Genomic DNA, 10651 nt, shown 5'->3' on the forward strand with positions numbered 1-10651 from the left:
GCCAGCCGCGTGGCCGACGAACCTACTATTATAGCCCGATTGAGCTTTGCGCCGTCCGCCGCCTCACGGCGCGTGCGACGATGCGCTGGCCGCCAGCGTACCGGCGCTCGGCGCCGCGCGGGGGCGGTCGACCAGCCAGTCAGCCAAGCCGCCCCCCACCCACATGCCGACCAACGTCACCCACGCCGTCAGCGCAAAGATGGCGCCACCGGTGACCCCGGCCCCCACGGCACACCCCCCAGCCAGCATCGAGCCAAAGCCCATCAACACCGCCCCCACGATGTAGCGCGGCATCGTGTACGCGCCGCCAAACCCTTCGAGCTTCCACTCGCGCCCCAGCAGCGCCCCCGCCAACGAGCCCAAAAAGACACCCGGCATCAGCCCGAGCCCGAATGACCAAGGCTTGCCGGGCTCGGCCAGCACGCGCATCAGCCATTCGGCCGAGGGGCCGCTGAACGTCAAACCCTGGATCTGCACCGGCTCGAACGAGTGCGCCATGACCTGGTAGCTGAACCACCACGCCAGCGCCACCGTCAACCCGGTGGCGGCGCCGCCGGCCCACTTCCAAAACCCCCAGCCGCTGCGCACGGCGAAGTGCAGCGCCGCGGCCATCCACACCAGGCCAAACGCCAGCCCCATGCCATGGCCCACACCCAACAACGCCAGCAGGTCGCGTGAAGGGCCACCCTCCACCACCCACCAGGCGCTGATGGCCTCGCGCCACGGGGCCAGTATCCCCCCCAACGACGCCTGGGCCGTCACCGCAAAGATCAGCCCGGACAACAGCGCACGCAGGTTGCCGTTGGCCGAAAGCACCAGCAACCGGCTGGCGCAGCCGCGCGTCATGACCATGCCCAGCCCGAACAGCAACCCGCCCACCAGCGCGCCCGACAGGCTGCCGCGCGCGCTGAGTTGCCGCGCGGTGGACACTTCCAGCGCGCCGGCCAGGATGAGGCCCTGCACCGCGACGACGGCGGTGGCAAACGCCAGCAGCCACACGGCCAGCTTGTCGCCGAAACGACGGTGCCAAAACTCGATGACCGCGGCGCGCAGGCAAAACTTGGAGCGCTGCGCAAAAAACCCGAACGCAAGGCCCAACACCAGCCCACCGACGGCCAGCACGTTGGCCTCGCCCCAGCGCTCGATCCATGCCGCCCAATCCATACGCATCCTTTCATTGACATATCGTCAATGGGCGATATTGTGGACGCCTGCCAGCCTCAAAGGTTGACGCGCGTCAACGCCACGTCACCCAGCACCAAGAGCGCGCCGCTCGTCAGGCGTCAAGGCGGTCGACTTCGACGTCACAATCGCAGCCGCGACCGGCGGCGATCCAGCGCGCGATCGCCGGCCGCAGCGCGCGGCTGAGCATGCGCGCCCACGGGCGGTGCCCCCAGCCAAACACCGCCGCAGGATCGTGCAGCGCACCGCACACGTAGCGCCCCTCGGCGTGCAGCCAGCGCAGCGCCCGACAGGCACCACGCCGGCGACGGCTCAGCACCACCCCCAGCGGGCACGGCTGCCACACGCAACACACCCCACAGCCGTTGCACGGCGCGCCGGGCGCGGGCTTGGCAGGGGCGTCGGGGTGGATCCAACGCACCGCCCCGGGTTGTGGATCGGCCATCGCCCCTCGCCGGGATCAGTCCTGCTCGCCAAACCCGATGCGCTTGGCCGCAGAGAGCACCTGCACCACGCCGCGCGTGGCCTGCGCAAACGGGGTGCCCGGGGCGATGGCGTCTTCGGCCTCGCGGTAGCGCTTTTGGTTGACCATCTCGCCCACGCCTGCGGCCACCTGGTGGAAGTGCTTGTGGCGCTCGATCAGCTCGGCAAAGCGCGGCGCATGGCCAAAGCGGTTGCGCCCTTCGCCGTAAATCCACTTGCCCAGCGCGCAGCAGTCGTCGCGCCGCAGCGTGTCCACGTCCACCGTGGCCTGGTTCTCGATGGCGTCGCGCAGCTTGACCTTCCACTGCCGGTGCGCGTCGATGATGGCGTCGATGTCCAGCCCCTGCACGGCGCTGGCGTACTGCGCATGGCTGCCCGAGAGGCGAAACTCATCGACCAGCGCCGCCATGCGCAGCGCGGCATCGCGCTGGGCGGCGCTCGCGGTGGCCGTTTCTTCGGCTAGCGCCGCGTTTTGCTGGGTGTTGCGGTCGAGCTCCTGCACCGCCTCGCCAATCTGCTTGACGCCCAGTTGCTGCTCACGCGCGGCGTTGGCGACTTCGTCCATCAGCTCGCGCGTGCGCTGGGCCGAGGCAACGATGTCCTGCATGACACCGCCCACGCCCTGCACGACCTCCACACCGGCGGCCACATCATGCACGGTGCGCTCGATCAGATCCTTGATTTCGCGCGCGGCCTGACTGGAGCGCTGCGCGAGCTGGCGCACCTCGCCGGCCACGACGGCAAAGCCCCGGCCCGCTTCGCCCGCACGGGCGGCCTCCACCGCGGCGTTGAGCGCCAGGATGTTGGTCTGGAATGCGATGCTGTCGATGACGCCGGTGATGTCGCGGATGCGCGCCGAGGATTCCTCGAGCCGGCGCATCGTTTCGACCACGCGGCCCACGATTTCGCCGCCGCGCGCGGCGGAGCCGGCGTTGGTTTGCGCCAGCTGCGCCGCCTGCGCCACGAGGTCGGCGGTGTTGGCCGAGGTGGAGGAGGTCTGCTCCAGCGCCGCCGAGGATTCTTCCAGCGCCGCCGCCGACGATTCGGCCCGTGCGGCCACGTCGCGCGCGCCATGGGCCACCTCGATGGCGGTGTGCACCACCTCGTTGCTGGCGTGGCGCACGGCGCGGATGATGTCGGTCAGCGCCGCTTGCAGCATGGCCAGTTCGCGCTGCAGGCTGCCCAGCGCGTCGTCGGCGTCCGGGGCAATGGTCTGGCGCAAGTCCCCCATCGACAGCGTCAGCATGTCACGCCGGATGCGGCGCACCCGCTGCCGGACGGTGCGCATCGTGAGGGCCACCCCCGCCGCAGCGCCGCCTGCGGCCAGCACGTCCACGGCCCAGCGCCACAGCGCCACGGTGCCGCCGGACGTGAACACGGTGGCTACGTCGGCGGCCAACGGCAGCGCCGCGACCCCCACAGCCACGGCGCAGCCGGTGGCCAATCCAACGGCGGCGCCTGGCTTGGATCTGGGGATGGCGCTGGGGGCGGGCAGAGCGGCTTGGACAGAGGTGTTCATCTTTGCTTTTCTTCTTAGGGCGTGGACATGCACCGCCTGCGCCGATTTTTGGCGTGGCAGAACCGGTGACGTTTATAGCAAATTTGAACCGTCCCAGGCCCCGGGGGTATCGGCGGAGCCGCCGCCCCGACGTCACCCGGGCTGCCTTGTCGGCATCACGTGCACCCAGGCGCAGTCCAGCCACACGCGCAGCGGCTGCCCGGGTTGCAGGTGTTGGCGCAGGGGGCCGCTGCGGGCCAGGTGCAGCTCCACACCCGGCAGGGCGTGCAGCGCCGCCACCGCCATCGTCGTGTCGCCCAGGTGACGTGCGGTGTGGACGGTGGCCATCAGCGGGGTATGGCCGTCCGGGGCCGGCGCGCCCGCGGCCAGCCCCAGCTCGGCGTCGAGCTTGAGTCCGTCGCCCTGCACCACCCAGGTGACGCGCTGTCCTGTGGGCAGTTTGCCCTTGTCGCGCACGCGCAGACGCATCGGCGTCGGTTGGCCTTCGGGCAGGGTCCACTGCAACCAACCCATGCGCTGCGCGCGGTCGGCGTCGTCCTGCGGCCCCAGCCACACGCCGTGGAAGCGGTTGCGCACGCCGGTCAGGTCGGCCACACGCGCGTTGCGGGGGCTGCGGTGAATGTGCGCCGGGGTGCCGCTTTGCAAAATCGCGCCTTGGTCCATGATGACGAGCCGGTCGGCCAACTGACGCGCTTCGTGCAAGTCGTGCGTGACCAGCACGATGGGGATGACAAGCTCACGCCGCAGGTCGGCCAGCAAGTCGTACAAGCCCTGGCGGTGCATGGCATCCACCGCCGAAAACGGCTCGTCCAGCAGCAGCAGCCGCGGCTGGCGGGCCAGTGCGCGGGCCAGCGCCACGCGCTGCTGCTGCCCGCCCGACAGCTCCGCCGGACGGCGCTGCATTTGCGCCGGCGTCAGGCGCATCTGGTCCAGCCACCGGCGCGCCTGCTGCTGGCGCTGCGCTGGCGGCAGGTGCAGCAGGGCCAGCGCCACGTTGTGCAGCGCGCTCAGGTGCGGCATCAGGCCGTAGTGCTGGAACACCATGCCCACGCGGCGGCGTTGCGGCGGCCAGCACACCCCGGCGTCGGTGTCCAGCCACAGCTCGTCGCCCACCCGCAACGTGCCACGCTCGGGCCGCATCAGGCCGGCCAAGCAGCGCAGCAGCGAGGTTTTGCCGGCCCCCGAGGGCCCCAACAACGCCACCAGCTCGCCGGCCTCGGCCTGCAGCGTGCCCCGCAGCGGCATGGGCCGATGTTGCTCGACGTGCAGGTGCAGCAAGGCGGTGGGGTCGGCCATGCCGATCACCCCCCGCGGCGGCGCAAGCGCGCCGTGGCGCCAAACGACGCAGCCACCGCCAGCAGCGACAGCAGGGTCAGCAGCAACGCCATGCGGTCGGCGCTGGCCAGGTCGAACGCCTGCACGCGGTCGTAGATGGCGATGGCGATGGTGCGCGTCTCACCCGGGATGTTGCCCCCCACCATCAGGACGACACCGAACTCCCCCAGCGTGTGCACAAAGGTCAACACCAGCGCCGACAAGATGCCGGGCCAGGCCAGCGGCAGCTCGACACGCCACAGCGTTTGCCAAGCGCCCAGGCCGTGCACGGCGGCGGCTTCGCGCAGCTCGCGCGGAATGGCTTCGAAGGCGCGCTGGATGGGCTGCACCATGAAGGGCAGGTTGAACACCACCGACGCCAGCAGCAGCCCGGCGAAGTTGAACGTCAGCCGCACACCCAGGTGTTCGGCCAGCCACGCCCCCAGCGGCGAGCCGGCCCCCAGCGTCACCAGCAGGTAGTAGCCCAACACGGTGGGCGGCAACACCAACGGCAGCACCACCAGCGCCTCGACCCACGCCTTGCCAGCCCAGGCGGTGCGCGCCAGCCAACGCCCCAGCGCCAGCCCCAGCGGCAGCAGCACAGCCAAGGTGGCTGCGGCCAGCTCCAGCGACAGCATCAGGGCGGGCCAGTCCATGCAAGCCAACCTTTCACGGCATGGTAAAACCGAAGCGTGTCATGATGGCCTGCGCACCGGGCGTGGCGATGAAATCGTAGAAGCGCCGGGCCGCCTCGGGGGCGTGTTTGAGCAGGACCATGCGCTGCGCCAGCGGCTGGTGCCACGTGGCGGGAATGAGGTCGAACGACCCCAGCGCCGCCACCTGCGGCGCCCGGGCCAACGACAACGCGATGATGCCGCCTTGCGTGCTGCCGGAGGTGGCGAATTGCGCCGTCTGGGCGATGTTTTCGCCCAACACCAGGTGAGGCTGGATCGCCTCCCACAGGCCGGCGTGGTGCAGCGCCTCGCGCGCGCGCGTGCCGTAGGGAGCGTGCTCGGGGTTGGCGATGGCGAATTTGCTCAGGCGGCCGTCGCGCAGCGCCGCCGCCAGGTCGCGCAGTTGGCCGTCGGCCCGCAGCGGCGAGCCCTTGGGCACAAAGATGCCGATGCGGCCGTGGGCGTACAGCCGACCGCGGTCCAGGGTTTTGCCTGCGTCGGCGAGTTTGAACACGAAGGTTTCGTCGGCCGACATGAACAGGTGAAACGGCGCCCCTTGCAGGATCTGGGCGTAAAAGTTGCCCGACGAGCCAAACACCAGGCGCACGCGCTGGCCGGTTTCGCGCTCGAACAGCGCCGCCACGTTCTCCAGGGCAAATTTGAGGTCCGAAGCCGCCGCCACCGTGGGCGGTGCGGGCTGGGCATGCAGCGGCCACACCGCGGCGGCGCCCGCGGTCCACAGCAGGTGGCGACGGGTCAACATCGTGGCCGTGGTCCTTCCAAGGTTTGCACCATGGTGCCGGTTATACACCGCGCGCCAGCACCGGCGCCAGCGCCTGGCCGGTGTGGGTGCCCAGCCGCACCAAGTCCTCGGGCGTGCCCTGCCCCACCACGCGGCCGCCCTGCGCGCCACCCTCGGGCCCCAGATCGATGATCCAGTCGGCCTCGGCGATCAGGTCCAGGTCGTGCTCGATGACGACGACGCTGTGGCCCGCGTCCACCAAGCGGTGCAACACGCGAATGAGCTTGTCCACGTCGGCCATGTGCAGACCGACGGTAGGTTCGTCCAGCACGTACAGCGTGTGCGGGGCTTGCTGGCCCCGGCGGCCAACGTCGTCGCGCACCTTGGTCAGCTCGGTCACCAGCTTGATGCGCTGCGCTTCGCCGCCCGACAGCGTGGGGCTGGGCTGGCCCAGCGTCAGGTAGCCCAGGCCAACGTCCTGCAGCAGCCGCAGCGGGTGCGCGATGGCGGGCATGGCCGCGAAAAAGGTCACCGCCTCGTCCACCGTCATCGCCAGCACATCGCCGATGCTGCGCTGGCGCCAGCGCACGGTCAGCGTGTCGGGGCTGAAGCGCGCGCCGCCGCAGGCGTCGCACGGCACCTTGACGTCGGGCAAAAACGCCATTTCGATGGTGCGCAGGCCCTGCCCGTCGCACACGGGGCAGCGGCCGTCGCCGCTGTTGAAGCTGAAGCGCCCCGGCCCCCAGCCGCGCGCGCGGGCCTCCAGCGTGTCGGCAAACAGCTTGCGGATCGCGTCCCAAAAGCCGATGTAGGTGGCGGGGCAGGACCGTGGCGTTTTACCGATCGGGGTTTGGTCCACTTCCAGCACGCGCTGCACCGCGCCCCAGCCTTCGAGCGCGGCGCAACCGCTCCAGCCCCCCCCGAGGGGTTGACCCGCGCGCCCGCGACCCTTGCGGGCGCCCGCCTCGGCGCCCCCTTGGCGCGCGCGGCTGAGCGCCTGGGTCAGGTTGGTCAACAGCACATCGCGCGCCAGCGTGGACTTGCCCGAGCCGCTCACCCCCGTGACGACGACCAGCCGCCCCAGCGGCACGCGCACGTCGATGCTTTGCAGGTTGTGCCGCCGCGCCCCGCGCACCCACAGCGCCGCCGTCGCATCGTCCACCGGCCGGCGCGGTTGCAGCGGGTGGCGCATGGCGTGCGCCAAGTAGCGCCCGGTCTGCGATTCGGGCGCGGCGCACACCTCGGCCAGCGTGCCGCTGGCCACGATGCGCCCACCCAGGCGGCCTGCCCCGGGGCCGATGTCGATCAGGTGGTCGGCACGGCGGATGGTGTCTTCATCGTGCTCGACGACGACCAGCGTGTTGCCGTGCGCGCGCAGCTCGTGCAGCGCATCGAGCAGGATGCGGTTGTCGCGCGGGTGCAGGCCGATGGTGGGCTCGTCCAGCACGTAGCACACGCCCTGCAAGTTCGAGCCGAGTTGCGCGGCCAGGCGGATACGTTGCGCCTCACCGCCGGACAGGGTGGGGGCGCCGCGGTCCAGCGTCAGGTAGCCCAGCCCGACGCGGCGCAAGAATCGCGCGCGCGCTTCGATTTCGGCCAGCAGGTCACGCGCCACGGCGGCGTCGCGCGGCGGCAGCGCGTCGGGCGCACGCAGCGCCGCCACCCAGTCGGCCAGGCCGTCCACGGTCAGGCGCGCCACCTCGGTGATGGGCTGACCACGGAAGCGCACCGCGCGCGCCAGCGGCCCCAGACGGGTGCCGCTGCAGCTGGGGCACGGCTCGTCGGTGAGGTCGTCCAGGTCGGGCTCGGTCAGCGTCCGTTGGCGGCCCCGCTCGTCGTCGGCCGGTTGGTCATCCAACAAGGCGCGCTGGGCGCGCGTCAGCTTCAGGCCGGTGCCGACGCAGTCGGGGCACCAGCCGTGCGCGCTGTTGTACGAGAACATGCGCGGGTCCAGCTCCGGGTAGCTGGTGCCGCACACCGGGCAAGCGCGGCGCACGGAGTACACCTCGACTTCGCCGCCACGGGGGCCGGGCTGGCCCGGTGTCAGCGCCTGCAGGCCGGGCACCCCGCCCAGCACGTGGAGCACGCCGTGGCCGTGGGTGAGCGCGTGCTGCAGCGCGGCGCGCAGCGCGTCGTCGCGCGCGGGGTCGGGCACCAGCACCGCCACCGGCAGCTCCACGGTGTGCTCCTTGTAGCGGTCCAGCCGCGGGAACGGCTGCACCGGCACGAACGCGCCGTCCACGCGCAGGTGGGTGTGGCCGCGCTGCGCCGCCCACTGCGCCCATTCGGTGTACACGCCTTTGCGCGCCACCACCAGCGGCGCCAGCAGCGCGATGGGCTGACCGCGCCAGCGCTGCAGCAGTTGCGCCGCGATGCGCTCGGGGCTTTGCGGCTCCACGGCGGCGCCGTCGTGCACGCAGTGCTGCACACCGAGCTTGACGTACAGCAGCCGCAGGTAGTGCCAGATTTCGGTCACGGTGCCGACGGTGGATTTGCGCCCGCCACGGCTGAGGCGCTGCTCGATGGCCACGGTGGGCGGGATGCCCCAGACGGCGTCGACGTCGGGGCGACCCGCCGGCTGCACGATCGAGCGCGCGTAGGCGTTGAGGCTTTCCAGGTAGCGGCGCTGCCCCTCCTGGAACAGGATGTCGAACGCCAGCGTGGACTTGCCCGAGCCGCTCACCCCCGTGACGACGGTGAAGCGGCCGTGGGGAATGTCGACGCTGATGTTGCGCAGGTTGTGCTCGCGCGCGTGCACGATGCGGATCGCGGCCGGCGCGGGGGGCGTGGCGGGGGCGGCGCGCCACGGTCCGGCGGCTTCGCGCACGCGCTGGGCGGCGTCCAGCGCCTCGGCGTAGGCGCGCAGGGCCGCGCCGGTGTGGCTGCTGGGGTGGTGGCGCAGGTCTTCGGGCGTGCCGGCAAACACCAGCCGACCGCCGCCGTCACCACCTTCCGGCCCCAGGTCGATGACCCAGTCGGCGGCACGGATCACGTCCAGGTTGTGCTCGATGACGATCAGCGAGTGCCCCACCTCCAGCAGCTTGCGCAGCGCGCGCATCAGCTTGGCGATGTCGTCGAAATGCAGTCCGGTGGTGGGCTCGTCGAGCAAAAAGAGCTGCCCGCGCGCCTTGCCCGCCCACGGCGCGGGGACGGCGTCGGGTCGGCGGGTTTTGCGTGGCACGGCACGGGCGGCGGCTTCGGCCAAGTGCCCGGCGAGCTTGAGGCGCTGCGCCTCCCCCCCGGACAGCGTCGGCACCGGCTGGCCCAGGCGCAGGTACTCCAACCCCACGTCCAGCAGCGGCTGCAGCGCACGCACGACGTCGGCGTCGTCGGCGAACCACTGCACGGCGTCGGCCACCGTCAGCTCCAGCACGTCGGCCACGGTGAGCGTGCGTCCGCCGCGTTCCAGCGTGACCTCCAGCACCTCGGGCCGGTAGCGGCGCCCGTGGCAGTCGGGACAGCGCAGGTAGACGTCCGACAGGAACTGCATCTCCACGTGCTCGAACCCCGAGCCGCCACAGGTTGGGCAGCGGCCGTCACCGCTGTTGAAGCTGAACTTGGCCGCCGTCCAGCCGCGCGACTGCGCCAGCGGGGTGGCGGCGAACAGGGCGCGGATGGCGTCCCACGCGCCGACGTAGCTGACCGGGTTGGAGCGCGCCGTCTTGCCGATGGGCGATTGGTCCACCAGCACCACACCTTCGAGCCAGTCCGCCCCCAGCAGCGCGTCGTGCGCGCCCGGCGCCTCGGTGGGCTGGCCAAAGTGGCGCAGCAGCGCCGGCGCCAGCACGTCCTGAATCAACGTGGACTTGCCCGAGCCGCTGACGCCCGTGACGACCACCAGGCGCTGCAGCGGAAAGGCGACGTCCAGGCCCTGCAGGTTGTGTTGGCGCGCCCCTTGCAGCAGCAGCTTGGGGGTGGCTTCGGTGACGGCACGCTTGACCCCAAAACCGATCTGGCGCCGCCCGCTCAGGTATTGGCCGGTGAGCGTGTCGGCCTGCATCAACTGCGCCGGCGTGCCGTCGAACACGATGCGCCCACCGCGCTCGCCCGGCCCCGGCCCCATGTCGAGGATGCGGTCCGCGGCCAGCATCACGGCGGGGTCGTGTTCCACGACCACCAGGGTGTTGCCAGCGTCGCGCAGCCGCGCCATCGCCTGGCCGATGCGCGCCAGGTCGCGCGGGTGCAGCCCGATCGAGGGCTCGTCGAGCACAAACAGCGTGTGGGTCAGCGAGGTGCCCAGCGCCGTGGTCAGGTTGATGCGCTGCACCTCGCCGCCCGACAGCGTGCGGCTTTGGCGGTCCAGCGTCAGGTAGTCCAACCCCACGTCGCCCAGGTACCGCAACCGCGCCAGGATTTCGTCCAGCACCAGCTTGAGCGCCTGCGCGTCGGCTGAGCGCGGGGTGCCCTGGACAGGGTCATCGGCGGGCGACGGATCCGGTGAACGCGGCGACGCCGTGGGTGCAGCGTTGGCAGCGCACGGGGACTCTGGAGAAGGTGGGTGCGACGGCAACGGCGTAGGAGCAGCGTTGGCGGCGGGCGAGGGGCCTAGGGGGGGTGGGGGCGACGATTTCAGCTCGCTGCATGAGGAGCCCCCCCCCCCCCCGGGGGGGGGGGGGGGGGGCGGGGGGGGGGGGGGGGGGGGGGGTTGTTCATGGTGTGTTGGGTGGTTCCGGGGGTTCGGGGGCCAGGCCCGGCAGTTCCGGGCCGGGGTCGGCGGCGTCGTGCAGCGCCGGCAAG

Annotated in this window: 6 protein-coding genes and 1 pseudogene; all 7 read right to left on the reverse strand. The window is 71.6% G+C overall.

The window, feature by feature from the left end; translation table 11 throughout:
• Window positions 1-63 precede the first annotated feature (63 nt).
• Window positions 64-1164 carry a YeeE/YedE family protein gene (locus EDC36_RS10060; RefSeq protein ID WP_243646556.1) on the reverse strand — a complete coding sequence of 367 codons (1101 nt, stop codon included), beginning with the start codon at window positions 1162-1164 and terminating at the stop codon, window positions 64-66.
• 112 nt (window positions 1165-1276) lie between these two features.
• A complete protein-coding gene (locus EDC36_RS10065) occupies window positions 1277-1627 on the reverse strand; it encodes a hypothetical protein (protein ID WP_132963127.1) in 351 nt (116 codons plus the stop codon).
• Window positions 1628-1642: 15 nt separating this feature from the next.
• A complete protein-coding gene (locus EDC36_RS10070; RefSeq protein ID WP_132963128.1) occupies window positions 1643-3184 on the reverse strand; it encodes a methyl-accepting chemotaxis protein in 1542 nt (513 codons plus the stop codon).
• A 132-nt stretch (window positions 3185-3316) separates the two neighbouring features.
• A complete protein-coding gene (locus tag EDC36_RS10075) occupies window positions 3317-4480 on the reverse strand; it encodes an ABC transporter ATP-binding protein (RefSeq protein WP_132963129.1) in 1164 nt (387 codons plus the stop codon).
• Window positions 4481-4485: 5 nt separating this feature from the next.
• Window positions 4486-5154, reverse strand: a complete 669-nt coding sequence (gene modB / locus EDC36_RS10080) for a molybdate ABC transporter permease subunit (RefSeq protein WP_132963130.1) — start codon at window positions 5152-5154, stop codon at window positions 4486-4488.
• A 13-nt stretch (window positions 5155-5167) separates the two neighbouring features.
• The gene (gene modA, locus EDC36_RS10085) at window positions 5168-5935 is read right to left on the reverse strand and encodes a molybdate ABC transporter substrate-binding protein (RefSeq protein WP_132963131.1); all 768 of its coding nucleotides are present in this window, start codon (window positions 5933-5935) and stop codon (window positions 5168-5170) included.
• 40 nt (window positions 5936-5975) lie between these two features.
• Window positions 5976-10307: pseudogene (locus EDC36_RS10090) on the reverse strand (excinuclease ABC subunit UvrA); the annotation flags it as partial.
• Window positions 10308-10651 lie beyond the last annotated feature (344 nt).

Origin of the sequence: Tepidimonas ignava (assembly GCF_004342625.1) — a bacterium.
Taxonomy (GTDB): domain Bacteria; phylum Pseudomonadota; class Gammaproteobacteria; order Burkholderiales; family Burkholderiaceae_C; genus Tepidimonas; species Tepidimonas ignava.